This is a genomic window from Alcaligenes aquatilis, assembly GCF_003076515.1.
In the GTDB taxonomy this organism is placed as follows: Bacteria; Pseudomonadota; Gammaproteobacteria; order Burkholderiales; family Burkholderiaceae_B; genus Alcaligenes; species Alcaligenes aquatilis.
Window position 1 is genome coordinate 3,053,499 of sequence record NZ_CP022390.1, and the last position, 16,029, is coordinate 3,069,527.

General features: G+C 56.7%; 12 protein-coding genes. 7 read left to right on the forward strand and 5 right to left on the reverse strand.

The features are described 5' to 3' along the window. Positions 1-99 precede the first annotated feature (99 nt). The 4 genes from CA948_RS14005 (at position 100) to dsbD (ending at position 4,131) form a co-directional block, all read left to right on the forward strand. Positions 100-645 carry a flavin reductase family protein gene (locus CA948_RS14005; RefSeq protein WP_094198136.1) on the forward strand — a complete coding sequence of 182 codons (546 nt, stop codon included), beginning with the start codon at positions 100-102 and terminating at the stop codon, positions 643-645. A gap of 114 nt (positions 646-759) precedes the next feature. After that, positions 760-1,734, forward strand: a complete 975-nt coding sequence (locus CA948_RS14010) for an AraC family transcriptional regulator (RefSeq protein WP_094198135.1) — start codon at positions 760-762, stop codon at positions 1,732-1,734. A 47-nt stretch (positions 1,735-1,781) separates the two neighbouring features. After that, positions 1,782-2,168: a divalent-cation tolerance protein CutA gene (cutA, locus tag CA948_RS14015; protein WP_108728329.1), complete on the forward strand. Its 387-nt coding sequence runs from the start codon at positions 1,782-1,784 to the stop codon at positions 2,166-2,168. Between the two features lie 37 nt (positions 2,169-2,205). Then, complete coding sequence (dsbD, locus tag CA948_RS14020) at positions 2,206-4,131, forward strand: protein-disulfide reductase DsbD (protein ID WP_108728330.1); 1,926 nt, start codon at positions 2,206-2,208, stop codon at positions 4,129-4,131. Positions 4,132-4,249: 118 nt separating this feature from the next. Here dsbD and hemB read toward each other — a convergent pair whose 3' ends face one another. Then, complete coding sequence (gene hemB / locus CA948_RS14025) at positions 4,250-5,269, reverse strand: porphobilinogen synthase (RefSeq protein ID WP_094198132.1); 1,020 nt, start codon at positions 5,267-5,269, stop codon at positions 4,250-4,252. After that, positions 5,266-5,889 carry a ribosome biogenesis GTP-binding protein YihA/YsxC gene (gene yihA, locus CA948_RS14030; protein ID WP_042489383.1) on the reverse strand — a complete coding sequence of 208 codons (624 nt, stop codon included), beginning with the start codon at positions 5,887-5,889 and terminating at the stop codon, positions 5,266-5,268. Before yihA ends, hemB begins: the two co-directional genes overlap by 4 nt. A 157-nt stretch (positions 5,890-6,046) precedes the next feature. On the opposite strand from yihA, the gene CA948_RS14035 reads away from it, so the two are divergent. The 3 genes from CA948_RS14035 to ccsB all read left to right on the forward strand — a co-directional run bounded on the left by CA948_RS14035 (position 6,047) and on the right by ccsB (position 10,397). Next, entirely contained in the window at positions 6,047-6,751 is a 705-nt protein-coding gene (locus tag CA948_RS14035; RefSeq protein ID WP_199827849.1) for a c-type cytochrome, read from the forward strand. 229 nt (positions 6,752-6,980) lie between these two features. Continuing rightward, on the forward strand, positions 6,981-9,023 hold the full coding sequence (locus CA948_RS14040) for a cytochrome c biogenesis protein ResB (RefSeq protein WP_094198130.1): 2,043 nt from the start codon (positions 6,981-6,983) through the stop codon (positions 9,021-9,023). A gap of 15 nt (positions 9,024-9,038) precedes the next feature. Next, positions 9,039-10,397 (forward strand): c-type cytochrome biogenesis protein CcsB, encoded by a 1,359-nt coding sequence (gene ccsB, locus CA948_RS14045; RefSeq protein ID WP_094198129.1) that lies wholly within the window; start codon positions 9,039-9,041, stop codon positions 10,395-10,397. A gap of 1,032 nt (positions 10,398-11,429) precedes the next feature. Here ccsB and CA948_RS14055 read toward each other — a convergent pair. The 3 genes from CA948_RS14055 to lptM all read right to left on the reverse strand — a co-directional run bounded on the left by CA948_RS14055 (position 11,430) and on the right by lptM (position 15,984). Beyond that, entirely contained in the window at positions 11,430-14,342 is a 2,913-nt protein-coding gene (locus CA948_RS14055) for a putative bifunctional diguanylate cyclase/phosphodiesterase (protein WP_108728331.1), read from the reverse strand. Between the two features lie 195 nt (positions 14,343-14,537). After that, on the reverse strand, positions 14,538-15,806 hold the full coding sequence (gene lysA / locus CA948_RS14060) for a diaminopimelate decarboxylase (RefSeq protein WP_108728332.1): 1,269 nt from the start codon (positions 15,804-15,806) through the stop codon (positions 14,538-14,540). Positions 15,807-15,849: 43 nt separating this feature from the next. Continuing rightward, positions 15,850-15,984: an LPS translocon maturation chaperone LptM gene (gene lptM / locus CA948_RS14065; RefSeq protein ID WP_094198126.1), complete on the reverse strand. Its 135-nt coding sequence runs from the start codon at positions 15,982-15,984 to the stop codon at positions 15,850-15,852. Positions 15,985-16,029 lie beyond the last annotated feature (45 nt).

The following is a 16,029-nucleotide window of genomic DNA, read 5'->3' on the forward strand; positions in this document are numbered from 1 at the left end:
AGGCTTTGGCTTGCCCAGGGGGATAGCCAGTTCACGTACGCCACACAGGCAGCATCGTTCCGATGACTGTGCTGCCCATAAGATTAGAAAAGGTGAATCATGCCTGTGGAATTGGCTTCCTTGCCGACAGACCAAGCGCTATACGCGCCTGGAGTTTCTGCCGAGCAGTTCAAACTTGCTATGCGCCATCTGGGGGGTACGGCTAATGTGATTACGGTCGAACACCAGGGTCAGCGCAGCGGCCTGACCGCGACTTCGGTCACTTCGGTAGCCGCAGATCCGGCAGAGGTGCTGGTCTGCGTGAATCAAAGCTCCTCGTCCTGGCCTTTGATGCGTGATAGCGGTCTGTTTGGGGTAAATATCCTGGGTGTTGAGCAGGCGGGCATGGCTTTGCAATTTGCCGGTTTCAAAGGCGAGCAAGGCGATGCGCGTTACGCTGGACACGACTGGCTGCGTACTGAGCACGGCATCTGGCTTGCCCGACAGGCGCCCGCTGCTTTGGCCTGTCAGATTGTGGAAGTGATTGAGCGTCATAGCCACGCCTTGGTATTGGGGCGTGTGTTGCAGGTACACCATGCCGAGCAGGAACAGGATTCGCCCTTGCTGTACTGGCAAGGACGCTTTGGCCGCTTTCAGGGTCAGTAACTCATCGGGATTGCCGTCCCTGGCCCGGGCGGCCTAGGGATTGTCTCGATGTTGCAGTGCAAGAGGCTGTGCCACACTAAGGTACAGCTTTTTTTATCGCTTGTTGCGACGCTCATGACCACCATACTGAATCGCTATGCCCAGCTGCATTCGCAGGATGTGGACTGCGTTCAGCACTATATCTCCCAGGTTTTCTGCCCGCATAGCCTGACTTTGGCCGATACCCGTCAGCGTTTGAATGCACGCCTGTCTCTACGCCAAGGCCAGGATGTGGCCTATGGTCGTTTGCGCTATGGGGCACAGGTGCAGATTGCGCCTCAGCCACTGGACGACTTCTATCTCTTGCAAATCCCCCTGTCGGGACAAGAGCAGATTCATACGGCGCATGGGCGTTTCGCGTCGACCTCGCGCCTGGCTTCCATCATTAGCCCGACTCAAGCCTTCAGCATGGAACATAGTCTGGAGGCCGATAAGCTGTTTGTGCGTATTGGACGTCAAGGGTTGGAGCGCCATTATCAGGATTATTTTGCGCAACCTGTGCGCGGTCCGCTGGAGTTTCAGCCCTCCATCCCGTTGGATGCGCCCGGTGGGGCCAGCTTGCGCCGTTTGCTGGACTGGCAGTTTGCCGAAGTGTCGGATGGCACCTTGTTTGATCAACCCCGTCAGGTGCGCCAGTTCGAGCAGACGTTGATCTACGCTTTGTTCGAGCTGCATCAGCACAATCAACCTTCTCACAAAACAGCGGCCGTCTTGCCGCATGTTTTGCGGCGTGCCCTGGACTTCATGGAAAGCCAGACCGGCCAGCCCATCACCATTGGCGATATTGCGCAGGCGGCAGGTGTCAGCGTGCGTAGCCTGTATGCCGGGTTTCGGGAGCATCTAGGTGTCGCACCGATGGCGCGTTTGAAACAGATGCGTTTGAAAGCCGCCCGCCAATATTTGCAGCAAGGTGGCATGTCGGTCACCGAGGTAGCCCTGGCTTGTGGCTTTACCCACTTGGGGCAGTTCTCGGCCGACTACCGGCATAGCTATGGCGAGCGCCCCTCTGAAACATTAAGCGGCTTGAGTCGACCTCGATCCAGCGTTTAAGCACAGGCATCCGGCGCTACACTAAGGGCTCTGATTAGGAGCCCTGCATGTCCTCTGAGAATTCCTCCAGTTCCAAACCCAATCTGGCTTTGACCCTGCCCGATATGGATGCGCAGCAAGTAGTACTGGCGCAGACCACCGTGCCCGATATGATGCTGGCCAAATACCTGGCTCATCACTTGGTTGAGGATGGAATTGCCGCTTGTGCGAACCTTGCGCCTGCTAGCTTGTCTATGTACATGTGGCAAGGGGAGTTACAGGGCGATGAGGAAATTACGCTGACTTTCAAAACCACAGTGGCCCGGCTACCGGAACTGGCAGATCGCTTGCGCGAGCAGCATCCTTACGATCTGCCTGAATTGATTGTGCTTCCGGTTGTTGGTGGTTTCACCGCTTATCTGGATTGGGCTCGTACCCAGACCCGTCCTGCCTGATCGCAGATAGCCCAGCCTAAAAAACCGGAATAGATTTGTGTCTTTGTCTTTGAAGCGTTCCCCGTTTTCTGCCCAGCGTCTTGGCGCGTGGTTTGCTGTTTTCTTTGTCCTGATGCTGGCCTGGCTGGCAATGCCGTTGACGGCGCAGGCAGAAGAAGAGTTTCTGGACCCGGAACAGGCTTTTGTGCTGACCGCGGCCATGAGCCAGCCCGACCAACTGGACATCCATTTTCAGATTGCGCCTGAATACTATATGTATCGCAAGCGTTTCGGGGTCTCGACCGAGAAGGCTGAACATCTGGGCAGTCCCCAGCTTCCCGATGGCGAAAAGGTGTATGACCCGACCTTTGATGAAGTGATGGAGGTCTATCGAAACTCGGTCACCCTGCGCGTGCCTGTCCTGGCCGATAGCGGTACGGGCCAGGATCTGAAAATTAATGTGGTCAGCCAGGGTTGCGCCGATGCTGGCCTGTGCTATTCCCCCTCAACGCAAACCTTGACCTTGATCCCGACCGGACAGGGCTGGGAAGTGGCGGGCCCTTTTGGTGTGGTGTCGGTGCCTGCGCCGGGTGAGTCCACGGCTCAGAAAACAGACACGACAGCAACGGCTGCTACGACTACAGCCGCCACTACAGGCGGTGTCGCGTCGGCGCTGAACCTGAGTGATGTGGGCCTGGCCGATTACCTCAAGCAGGCTGGCTGGGGCCAGATTGTGTTGCTGAGCTTTGTGTTCGGCTTGCTGCTGTCCTTTACGCCTTGCGTCCTGCCGATGGTGCCGATTTTGCTGTCCATCATTGCTGGACGTAATCAGCCTGCGCCATCGCGTTGGCACGGCCTGAAAATGGCCTTTGCCTTTGTGCTGGGCTTGTCTTTGGTCTACACATTGCTGGGCGTGGCGGCCGGTTTGCTGGGTGCTGGCTTGGCAAGCTGGTTGCAGAATCCGTGGGTCTTGGGTCTGTTCGCCCTGATTCTGGTGGTGTTGGCCTTGTCCATGCTGGATGTGTTTACGGTTCAGGCGCCGGCGGCACTGCAAAATCGCTTGAACGAAACAATGAATCGCTTGCCGGGCGGGCAACTGGGCGGCGTATTCCTGATGGGCATGCTGTCTGCCTTGATTGTTGGCCCTTGTGTTGCGGCACCGCTGGCTGGCGTGCTGCTGTTTATCTCGCAGACGGGTGATGTGGTCCTGGGCGGCTCAGCTCTGTTTGCCTTGGCCTGGGGGTCGGGCGTCTTGTTGCTGATTGTGGGTGCGGGTTCGGGCAGTGTGTTGCCCAAGGCGGGTGCCTGGATGGAAAGCGTCAAAACCGCTTTTGGTGTGTTGCTGTTGGCGACGGCCTGGTGGATGGTCTCGCCCTTGATGTCGGGCACGATTGCCGTTTTTGGCTGGGTTGTCCTGGCCTTGTGGGCGGCTGCCTTGCTGGGAGCGTTCGGGCGCGGCACGGCTGCACGTACGCCTTGGTCGGGTTTACGACAGGGTGTGGGCATGATGCTGGCGGTCTGGGCCATCATGATGATGATCAGCATTGCCCTGGGTCGTCCCAGCGTGATTCGTCCTTTGGAAGGGCTGAAATCGTCCGGTACGGTGGCCGCTGCGCAAAACAAGGTGGAGTTTCAGCGCGTGCTGACGCTGCAGGAGCTGGAGGAGCGCCTGGCCAAGGCTACTCGTCCCGTGATGTTGGACTTCTACGCAGACTGGTGTGTGTCCTGCATTGAAATGGAGAACTTCACCTTTAGTGATCCCTCTGTTGCGCAACGCATGGCGCAGTTTGAATTGCTGCAGGTGGATGTCACCGCCAATACGCCAGAGGATCGTGAACTGCTCAAACATTTCCGCCTGTTCGGCCCTCCCGGCATCATGTTTTTTGATTCCAAGGGGAAACAATTGGAACAACTGCGCGTGATCGGTTTTCAGGATGCCAGTCGCTTCTCCACGGTGCTCGACGAGGCTTTGGCCGGTGCCTGACGTTTCTGATTTGCCCGAAACCGGGCTTATCAGGGTCTAACAGACGGTACATCGTCGCGTACACACAACAAAAAACGCAGCTCACGGGCTGCGTTTTTTGCATTCTGATTGATATGAATCAGCAGTTCTGTTCGCGCATCAGCTTGGCCGCTTCGATGGCGAAATAGGTCAGAATGCCATCGCCACCAGCCCGTTTGAAGGCCAGCAGAGACTCCATCATGACCTTGTCGTGATCGAGCCAACCGTTCTGCGCAGCGGCCTTGATCATCGCGTACTCGCCACTGACTTGGTAGGCATAGGTGGGCATGCCAAAGGCGTCTTTCACGTCACGCAGGATGTCCAGGTAAGGCAGGCCAGGTTTGACCATGACCATATCGGCGCCTTCACGGATGTCGGCGGCCACCTCACGCAGAGCTTCGTTACGGTTGGCTGGATCCATCTGATAGGTGTTCTTGTTGGAACGCCCCAGATTGGCAGCCGAACCCACCGCGTCGCGGAAGGGGCCGTAGAAGGCACTGGCGTACTTGGCCGAGTACGCCATGATGCGGGTGTGGATGAACTGGTCCTTGTCCAAAGCGGCGCGGATGGAGCCGATACGGCCGTCCATCATGTCGCTGGGGGCCACAATATCCACGCCCGCCTGAGCTTGGGTCTGGGCCTGACGGATCAGCATGGCAACGGTTTCTTCGTTCAGGATGTGGCCGTCATTGTCCAGAATGCCGTCCTGGCCGTGGCTGGTGTAGGGGTCCAGCGCCACGTCAGTGAGTACGCCCAGCTCTGGGAATTGCTGCTTGAGCATGCCCACGACGCGGGGAATCAGGCCGCTGGGGTTGGCGGCTTCGCTGCCATCCGGCGTTTTCAGGGACGGGTCGATGGAAGGGAACAGGGACAGCACAGGGATGCCCAGCTCCAGACACTGTTCGGCCACGCGCATCAGTTCGTCTGGCGAATAGCGCATGACGCCTGGCATGGAGCCGACTTGCTCCTGAACTTTCTCGCCTTCACGCACAAAGACCGGGTAGATCAGGTCGTCTGTGGACAGGCGGTTTTCGCGCACCAGACGGCGGGAAAACTCGTCGCGGCGGTTACGGCGCAAGCGAGTATTAGGAAAGTCGGCAGGAGGAATAAAACGAGTCATGGAACAACCTTCGGAGAAATCCAGTTTTCGATGCATTCGGTCGCTTCGGGCAAACCGATACGATCAGTGGAAGAGAAGGGCAGCGCATGCAGGGCGCCAATTTCTCGGAGCTGGCGACGCACTTCGGCCACCGCCTTGATGCGTTGACCATAAGGCAGTTTGTCGGCTTTGGTCAAAAGCGCCAGTACGGGTTTGCCGGTAGGCGCAATCCAATCGGCCAGACGCATATCCAGGTCGGTCACGCCGCGTCGGATGTCGATTAGCAACACAATGCCGGCAATCGAGGGGCGGGTGGCCAGGTAATCGCCCAGAATTTCGGCCCAGTCCTGCTTTTCGTGGCGGGCCACGGCAGCGTAGCCATAGCCGGGCAAGTCCACCAGGTGGCCCAGAAAGTCGCCTGGCGAGAGCGGATCGGGAATACCGAACATATTGATCAGGCGTGTTCGTCCCGGCGTTTTACTGGAAAAAGCCAGTTTTCGTTGGTTGGCCAATACGTTGATGGCGGAGGATTTGCCCGCATTGGAGCGCCCCACAAAACAGACCTCGGGAGGTCCGGGAGGGGGCAGCTGATCGATCTGAGCAGCTGAAATCGTGAAGTGAGCGCGGTGCAGTATCGACATGGTTGCAGCGTAATTCCATATTGGTTCAGCGCCTATTGTATAATCTCTCGATTTGAAACAGTAATGTCGTAGTCCACTGGGTACTGACCAGCGGCTTACGGTGGCTTTTGCGGGGCGCATGCGGCACCCCGATTGATTCGCGATTATCGAGGTCCAAATGAAGCGTGCGCTTTCCCGAGTCGTTATCGCAAGCAGCCTGACGATGGCTTGCTCTGTGGTTTTTACCGCTAACGTGGCCCATGCAGCTGGTCTGCCCAAGCCAGATGCCGCCAAAGGCGAGCAGCTCTACCTGCAAGGTGAGATGTCGCGTGGCGTGCTGGCCTGTGTGACCTGTCACGGGGATGGCGGCAACAGTATTATTCCGGTCAACCCGTCGCTGGCTCACCAGCCGTACGAGTACCTGGTCAAGCAGCTACACGATTTCCGTGCCAAGGATGAAAAGTCTCTTCCTTCTCGTCGTGGCCCTGAGGGCGCCAACAGCCTGATGACAGCCATTGCTGCGGGCATGACCGAAGAAGACATGAAGAACGTGGCGTTTTACCTGTCCCAACAGCCTGTGAACTGGGATCAGGCTGCTAACGCCACTAAAGAAGACACCATGGAACGCGGCCAGAAGATTTGGCGCGGTGGTTTGCCCGAGCGTGGTGTTCCTGCCTGTGCCGCTTGCCACTCGCCTGATGGTGCTGGCATGCCAGGACAATATCCTCGTCTGGCCGGTCAGCACCCTGGCTACATTGTTGAACAGCTCAAACTGTTCCGTAGCAGTGACCGTGCCAATAGTGCTGAAATGCACGACATTGCCGATCGCATGTCGGATGCTGACATTGCCGCCGTGTCGGATTTCGCCGCTGGCCTGCGTTAATCAGTCCAAGGGGGCCAATGGCCCCCTGACTGCCTAGAGCCTGACATTCACCTTGTGGCCCCAGCTTCCTTTGATGGTTGTGGCGGTTTGGGTGCCTTAACACCGGGCGGTGCCGATTTGGGCCGGGTCTTGTGTTGGTATTTTGTCCAGTCATCGAACTTGTGGCACTTTCAGTGCTCAAAGTCTGGATGTTTCCGGTGAACCCCACCCACCTCCTAAGCTAGCCTTTGTGAAAAAAGTATCCTCTGTGCGTCGCTTTGCGGCCGATTTCCTGGAATTGCTCGGTTCGATGCGCTTTGCCATCAGCTTGCTGATGTTCATTTGCGTAGCCAGCCTGATCGGGACTGTTCTGGCGCAAAACCAGCCCGCTAATACGTATATCGATCAGTTCGGCCCCTACTGGTTTGAATTGTTCGATCACTTCTCGATCTGGTCCATCTACAACAGTGGATGGTTCATGGTCATTATGACGTTTCTGGTGGTCTCGACCACGCTGTGCGTTATCCGCAATGCCCCCAAGATGATCCGCGAAATGCGCACCTTCAAGGAGCACGTGCGCGGTGGCAGTCTCAAAGCCTTTCCCCATCGTGTGGAGCTGGAAAGTGCCGGTGCCCCCGAACACAACCGGGAGCAGGTTCAAGGTTGGTTGCAGTCCCAAGGTTATGCGGTACGCGTGCGCAAGGACGACGATGGCAGCATGATGATGGCGGCCAAAAAAGGCAGCGCCAACAAGCTGGGTTACATCTTTGCTCATCTGGCCATCGTGGTGATCTGTGTGGGCGGTCTGCTTGACAGCGAATTGCCCGTGCGCTTGCAAGTGTGGCTGGGCGGCAAGCAGCCCATTACAGAAAACATACTGATTTCCCAAGTGCCCGAGTCGGGTCGACTGGGATTGGGCAACCCCAGCTTTCGCGCCAATATGCTGGTGCCTGAAGGTGCCCGTACCGCGACTGCCGTGATCAATTCTGGTGAAGGCGTCCTGATTCAACCTCTGCCTTTTGCACTGGAGCTCAAGCGCTTTCTGGTGGAGTATTACTCCACTGGCATGCCCAGCAGCTTCAAGAGCGAAGTGGAAGTAACCGATCCTGTCACGGGTGATACCTTTGAGCGCACGATCGAGGTGAACGAGCCTTTGCGTTACAAGGGCGTGACGGTTTACCAGTCCGGCTTTGATGATGGTGGCAGTATTCTCAGCTTGAAGGGCTATCCTTTGGTAGGCCCTGGCTCCAAGACGTTTGCTCTGAGTGGCAAGGTGGGCGAGACCGTAGGCATCGCGGCTCAGGAAAGTCCCAATGAGCATGCTTTGACGGTGCAACTGACTGAGTTGCGGCCTATCAATGTGGAAAACCTGACCGAGGGTGACCCTCAGCCCAAGGCCATGATTGAACACGTGGCCGCGGTTACCGGTAGCGCAGCTAACAAGAAAGATCAGAACTTGAAGAACGTTGGCCCCAGCGTGAACTATCGTCTGATCGACGACCAGGGCCAGTCCCGCGAGTTTGTGAACTACATGTTGCCAGTGGAGCTGGACGGCACTCTGGTGTTTCTGGCCGGGATGCGTTTTTCGCCCGCCGAACCGTTCCGTTACGTGCGTTTCCCGGCTGACGACAAGGGTTCCTTGAAAGAATTCATGGATTTGCGGGCGGCGACACAGAACGAGGCCCTGGTAAACCAGGCGGCCGAGCGTTTTGCCGAACGTAATTCTTCTTCGCCCGAGCAAAAAGAGCTGATGCTCTCGGCTTCCCGAACCGCTTTGCAGACTTTTGTGCGTGCCGGTTTTGACGGCCTGATCAGCCGTGTCCCCGAGGCCGAGCGCGAGCGTATCCTGAGTTTTGCAATTCCCATGATTCAGTTCACACTATCGGAATTGCGTGATTTGGTCAGACAGCAACAAGGCTTGCCGGAGCTGGATTACAGTCAGGAAAATAACGATGCCAATCGTTGGATTCAGTCTGCTGTTCTGGCCTTTGCCAATCTACCCGATTACCCGGCACCCGTTATGTTGACCTTGGACAGTTTTGAGCAAGTTCAGGCCAGCGTATTTCAGGTGGCGCGCAGCCCAGGCATGTACATTGTGTACTTGGGTTGCTTGTTTCTGATTATTGGCGTGTTCTCGATGTTCTATATTCGGGATCGCCGTGTGTGGGTGTGGATTCGCCCTCACAAGCTAGGCAGCAGCGTAATGGCTGCCATGACATCCCAACGTCGCAACTTGGACTTTAACCTCGAGTTTGATCGCCTGAAAGCGGCGTTCAACCGGCTATCTGTCTGACAAGGTGTAGCAACTATGGCGCAGACCCTTTCTTCGGCCACTCCAACGATGTGGCAAGACAATATCGCATCCAGTGGTGACCGGCGCGGTATCCGTGGCCGTCCGGACTGGACGGATGTGCTGTTTCTGGTGGTACTGGCTTTGGGTGCGGCGTATGCGCTCAATGTGTACAGCACCAGCATGGATTACTACGAGAAGATCATTCTGGTGGCTTTTGTCCCCTTTGTGGCCTGGCTAGGGTGGTTGTGGCGTCCGCTGCGTACCTTGCTGGTGCTCTCGGGTTTGACGGCTTTGCTGGCAGTCTGGCTGTATAGCACGGGTGAGGGACTGGGTACCGGCGATATTGAAAAGGCCGATTCGGTATTTCTGCTGAAGTATTTGTTCTCGTCCCAGTCCGCTATTTTGTGGATGTGTGCGCTGTTCATTCTGGGCACAGTCATGTACTGGGCTGGTTTTTTCAGCAATACGGCCGCCTGGATGGGTTCGGGTCTGACTTGGGCGGCTGTGTATGCTGGCACGACAGGCTTGTTGGTACGCTGGCGCGAAGGTCACTTGCTCGGCCCGGACATTGGCCATATTCCAGTCAGTAATCTGTATGAAGTGTTTGTCTTGCTGGCGCTGATTACGGCCTTGTTTTATCTGTATTACGAACGTCGTTACAACACCCGTGCCTTGGGTGGCTTTGTGTTGTTGGCGATCAGCTCGTTGGTTATTTTCCTGCTGTGGTATTCCTTCACACGTGATGCGCATCAGATCCAGCCTTTGGTGCCTGCGCTGAAAAGCTGGTGGATGAAGTTGCACGTGCCGGCCAACTTTATTGGTTACGGTACCTTCTCCTTGGCTGCCATGGTGGGCTTTGCCTATCTGGTTAAGGAAAATGGTGAGACACGTTCGCGTGCCAAGCTGATACCAGTGTTTTTGCTGGGCGCCATTCTATGTGCCGAGCCCATGATTTTTGGCTCGCGGGAGTTGTCACCGACCTGGATGCTGTATTTCGGTATCGGTAGTGTGATGGTGGGCACGATTTTGTATTTCCGTGGTCCGATTTCGCGCAAACTGCCTTCCTTGGAAGTGCTCGATGACATCATGTACCGCGCGATTGCGGTGGGTTTTGCCTTCTTTACGGTGGCGACGGTGTTGGGGGCGTTGTGGGCCGCTGATGCCTGGGGTACGTACTGGCAGTGGGACCCGAAAGAGACCTGGGCCTTGATTGTGTGGCTGAACTATGCGGCCTGGTTGCACTTGCGTTTGCTCAAGGGCCTGCGTGGCACGATGGCGGCGTATTGGGCGCTGGCTGGTTTGTTGATTACCAGCTTTGCATTCCTGGGCGTGAATATGTTCTTGTCGGGGCTGCATTCCTACGGGGAGCTGTAAGTCTTTTTGCTGTTCTGGGGCTGGGGGATTGGTTTCAGAATGCTTGGTTGAAAATGGAAAACCCGAGTTTGGCTGGATGCCGGACTCGGGTTTTTTGCCGCTGGAGCGTCCCAAGTCTCGGCACCCTCGACAACAAAGGGGGCAGCAAGCCGAAGGCGTAGCGTGGGGGGACCGCTATTTGCTTGTTTTTTGGTGGACCTTGAACGGTGTTTTTTGGGGTGGCATAGGCGCCGGAAGACGCCGCTGGTGTGCGGGTCAGCGTGTCGGGGCTTGAGCGCTGCCGGTGCTGCGCACCGGTACCCTTGTCGAAGTATGGCTACGGGCGCATCGTTAACTTGCCCGGTTGAGTGTCCCCCGGACACTCAACAAGCGTCGGGCGCGAACAGAACGGTGCTTGCATCCCTACGCCATACTCCGCCCGCGGCAGGCACTCTGAATAGCCCCGACACGCTGACCCGCACACCAGCGGCTCACAGTGTTTACTTATGGCCCCTCTGACTTCAGAGGGGGTGAGGGGCAAGTGGGCGATGGGAGGGAAAATTGCGTTTTTCTCTGTGTAGGGTGTGACTGGGCGCTTGTTGTTCCAAGAGGGACCGGCGTAGCCTGTTGTAGAGTCAGAGTCAGAGTCAGAGTCAGAGTCAGAGTCAGAGTCAGAGTCAGAGTCAGAGTCAGAGTCAGAGCACCAAAACAAAGCTAGCGTGGCGGCGGTATCTATTCCTTGAACCTGTTTCCAGCGTGACGCTTAGACATCGGTCTGCGTTTGGACAGGATTGCTCTCTGTATTAGGTGGTGCTGTCTGGCCAGACTCAGGGCTGTGATGCAGCCGGGTGTTGGGGGGTGTTCTGACTGTGATGCGTATCTTGGCGTGGCTTGCTGTAGATAACGGGAAAGTGAGCTGACTATTGGGGCGATGACAGTAACAAAGCCTTTATAGCGTCCCTATGGCATTTGATACGAGTGCGCGTCCGTAGGTGGCGCAAGGTCTTGTCATGGGCCACCAAGGCCTGCTGTGGGCCTTGGGTGACTATCTATTTACATGGTTGGTGGGAATTTATCCTGGGACTCGATCAGGAACTGTTTGGCTGCGCCGTCGTGGACCAGGTCGGTGATGGCTTGGGCTTTGAGCAGTTCAGTCGGGGTGCAGGCTTTAGAGATGATGAAGCCTTGTACGTAGTCCACGCCCAGTTCTTGCAGGGCTTTTAGAGTGGGGACGTCTTCTACCCATTCGGCAATGCTGATCATGCCCAGGTTGTTGGCCAGTTCGACGATGGTGCGCACGATGGCGACGTTGGTTTCTTTTTTCAGCATGTCGCAGATCAGCGCGCCGTCGATTTTGATGGCGTCGGCGGGCAGTTCACGCAGGTAGGAGAAGGAGGTGTAGCCCGCCCCAAAGTCGTCCAGGGCAATGCGTACGCCCATTTTCTGCAGGCGTCGCATGAAGTTGCGGGTGTGCTCCAGATCATCCAGTGCCACGCCTTCGGTGATTTCAACGCACAATCGGCGGGCCAGGTGCTCGAAGCGGGCCAGAATGTCAAAGAGCCATTCGATGAAGGTGTCGTCGTTCAGGGACACGCCGCTCAGGTTGATGGTGACCCATTGGGTCTTGCTCAGTTGGGCTTCGTGTTTGGCCATCCACTCCAGGGTGGCGGAGAACACCCATTTGTCGATGATGGTGATGGTGCCGCTTTCTTCAGCTGCTGCAATGATGCGGCCAGTAGGGATGAGCTGGCCGGAGGAGTCGCGCACGCGTAGCAGGGCCTCGAAGTTCAGGCTGTCCATGGGGCGGCGCAAGGCGGCGATGGGCTGCATTTCCAGGTAGAGTGCGCGGGAAGAACCGCCTTCCAGTTCTTCAAATAGACGCAGCTCTTCGGCGTGTTCTTGCAGGGCGTTGGAGTCCTGCCCATAGATGATCATGTCTTGATGCAGTCGGCGCGCGTCGCGGGAGGCTCGACTGGCGGCGGAGATGGCCTCTTGCGGAGCCATACCGGGTGCGACTTCGACCAGCCCCAATGTGCTGCGCAGGTTAAAGCTGCGGTTGCCCGCCAATACGGGGCTTTTGTTCAGCGACTCCAGTACGTTATTGGCCAGAGCGCGGGCTTGGTCCGGTTCGCAATCTTCAAAGATGATCACAAATTCATCGCTACCGATGCGACCGATTTTGTCTTCGCTGCGCAGAACGGATTCCAATTGTTCGCAGACTTTAAGCAGCAGGGCGTCACCCGAGGAATGGCCAAACGTACCGTTCACATATTTGATGTGGTTCAGGTCCAGATAAGCTAACAAGCAGGGTTTGTCGTTCTGGCTGCGATTGAGCAGACCATCCAGGGCTTTTTCGATTCCTCGCTGGTTCAGGACGTTGGTCACTGGGTCGTTGTCGGCCATCAGACGCAGCTGGCGGTAGGTCTCGGCGCGGGCGGTCACATCTTGCAGAGAGCCTTCAATGCACTGGTTGACGATGGCCACGCGCAAAGCGAATTGGCATGGCTGAGCATTCGCGTCGTAGTGGGTAATGGTGACATCCTGGCCGTTCTGGGTGCTTTGTGCGACAGCTTTCCAGTCTTGCTCGGGGAAAAAGTCCGTCCAGTAAATGGTAGTTTCGCTGGGGTCTGCTTCTATGTGGAGCATGCGGCTCAACATGGGGCTGATGCGCAAAAAGACACCGGACTCGTTCAAGGTGAACATGCCAACAGGGGTGACCAGGTAGTGCGCCATCAGCTCGTTACGGGCGCGCAGAGATTCGCTGCGATCCTCCCGCAAGCGTTCGCCTACAGCGAGTGCCACCATTAGGTTGGAGAGCAGGAAGGCGATGACGCCGTTAAAGTTCTCTACAAAGCTGGAATAGCCAAACGTCACCAGAAAAACGGACGAAATGAGCATGCACAAGGCCATGCTCAGCAGCACCAGTTGCCACAGTAAGATGCGCGAGCGGGTATGCAAGAGAACAGATAGCAGTACGGCCGAGACGCAGCACAGCGCGTAGATGGTACTGATCCACATCAGGGGCTGGAACACTGAAGCTGGAGCGAGCAGGGACACGGGTAGCAGGATCAAGCCCAGTATGCCGACCGTGGGTAGCAAGCGTTGCAGGCGGGCGGTGGTGATGGAGTTGCCCAGCAAGACGGTGAACAGGGAGTAGCTCAGAATGAAGTAGCAGGCAATGGTGACCTGGCGCAGTACGGGCATGTACTGGGAGGGCAGGATCTGGCCTAGCCATTGAGTGTCCCAACCCATCGCCATCGAACCCAGACGTAGATTGCCAATCAGCCAGACAGACAGCAGCAGGTAAATCCAGGCGCGGTTGGTCGCGGCCAGCACCAGCATGAACATGGCCATGGTCAGCAAGCCGCCTTCCAGCAGCCCTATGCCACGGCTAAGGTGAATTGAAGAGTTGGTGACGTCAGAGCTGGCCCAGAGCTGGGCTTGCAGTAGCGTGGGACGTGAGGTCTGGACACGACACAGAACGGTGGCAGTGTGGCTTGTCTGGTCCAGTTCCAGGGTGTAGCTTTTGACCGGGGTCGGTGACAGGGCAGCAGGCGGGGACAGCTCGCTATTGCGCAGAGTCTTGCCGCTACGGGCATCTTCACAGTGCAGCGAGGAAATCGGGGAGGCGGGAAAGTGCAGGACTTGCTCTTGTTCAGGCAAGGGAGCAGGCAGGGTCAGTAGCAACCAATGGGGCTCGCTCAGGTGCAGCCGTTGTTGGGACGGTGCATTTTCCAATTGCGTCAATAACTCTGGATCCGCATGCTCTTGTTGGCTGGCCAGTGCTTGAATGCCTAAATTTTGACCGGGAACGCTAGGGTAGCGATTGGGTAGGAACAACAATACCCATAACGTGAGCATGATCAGAAACAAAGGGATGACGTACAGACTTAAGCCGCGAATCAAGCGTTCGCTAGCCGATGTAACAGGCTCAAAGCTGTGGGTCGGTATCCCTGGGGTGGTCATGATGGTGGTACAGTCTCCAGCGCTTACCATCGAACTGTCTGGCCACTGACAGCGAAATCTGTGCTTTTCCGGCTAGGACGCAACAGGCCGGGATTGCGATGCCTGCTGATGGCAGCGCAATCCCGGCCTGTTTTACGGTCAGATTCGAGAGTTCTTTAAGGCTGAATGGTTGTAACCTGCATTCTTGCCCTGGCTTTAGGGGAGCAATTGTTCGGTGGCAAACAAGCTTTCCAGTGTTTCGCGCGGGCGGATCACATGGACCTGATTCCCATCGACCAGAATTTCAGCCGCACGGGGGCGGGTGTTGTACTGGCTGGCCATGGTAAAGGCGTAGGCACCGGCGGACATAATGGCGATTAGATCGTCTTGTTGCAGCGCCAGTTGGCGGTCACGGGCCAGCCAGTCGCCGCTTTCGCAGATAGGGCCAACCAAATCGTAATGGGGGGTGTCCTCGCTTACGGGACGAGGGTTTACCGCTTCCACGCTGTGCCAGGCATCGTACAAGGTAGGGCGGATCAAGTCGTTCATGGCAGCATCAATGATGGCGAAGTTCTTGGTCTCACCATGCTTGAGGTATTCCACGCGGCTCAGCAGTACCCCGGCATTACCCACCATGGAACGGCCAGGTTCCAGCACGATCTCCAGATGGCCCAGGCCGTTCTTGTCCAAGGCGGCAAAGACTTCGGTCAGCAATTGGGTGGGGGTAACCAAGGTTTCGTCAGTGTAGCGAATGCCCAGACCACCGCCCAAATCCAGGTGAGTCAGATTCACGCCTTGTTCCTTCAAGGCCAGGATCAGCTTGATCAGCTTGTCTAATGCGTCCAGATAGGGGCTGACCTCGGTGATTTGTGAACCGATGTGGCAGTCCACACCCACAATGTCCAGGCTAGGCAGTGCTTGGGCACGGGCGTAGATGCGAGGTGCTTGATCAATAGGTACACCAAATTTATTGCCTTTCAGACCAGTGGAGATGTAGGGATGGGTGCGGGCATCCACGTCCGGATTCACGCGCAAGGAAACAGGTGCTTTCACATTCATGCGTTCTGCAACCTGGGCAACGCGTTCCAGCTCGTCTTCGGATTCAACGTTAAAGCATTTCACGCCTGCTTTCAGGGCCGCTTCGATTTCCCAAACCTGTTTGCCGACACCGGAGAACACGACTTTGCCTGGGTCGCCACCAGCGGCGATGACACGGGCCAGTTCACCGCCCGACACGATATCAAAGCCGGTTCCCAGACGGGCAAATTCTTGCAGAATGGCCAGATTGGAGTTGGCCTTCATGCCATAGCACACCAACAACTTGCGGCCCTGGCCGGCTACTCGATAGGACTCCCAAGCGTCGCGCAAGGCTTGGCGGGAGTACACATACAGAGGGGTGCCGAATTCTTCAGCCAGCTTGTTCAGTGGAACTTGCTCGGCGTGCAGCGTGTTGTTCTGAAATTGGAAGTGAGGTGCAACGGTCATGGTGTCGTCAAATAACAGAGGTTAAGCGCGAGCAGGGCGGAAATCAGCGCGGCGCTGTTTGGGCGTCCGCCGCTTCCTGCGCAGGAGGGTGATACAAGGGGCCTTTGTAGCCGCAAGCGCTGAGAAAAACGCTAAGTGTCAGCAAGGCCAGCAGGCGGGAAGAACGTAGTTTGTTCATAAGGTATTGAGCGAGTGCGGACAATGCAGAGCATTATGCCATTTT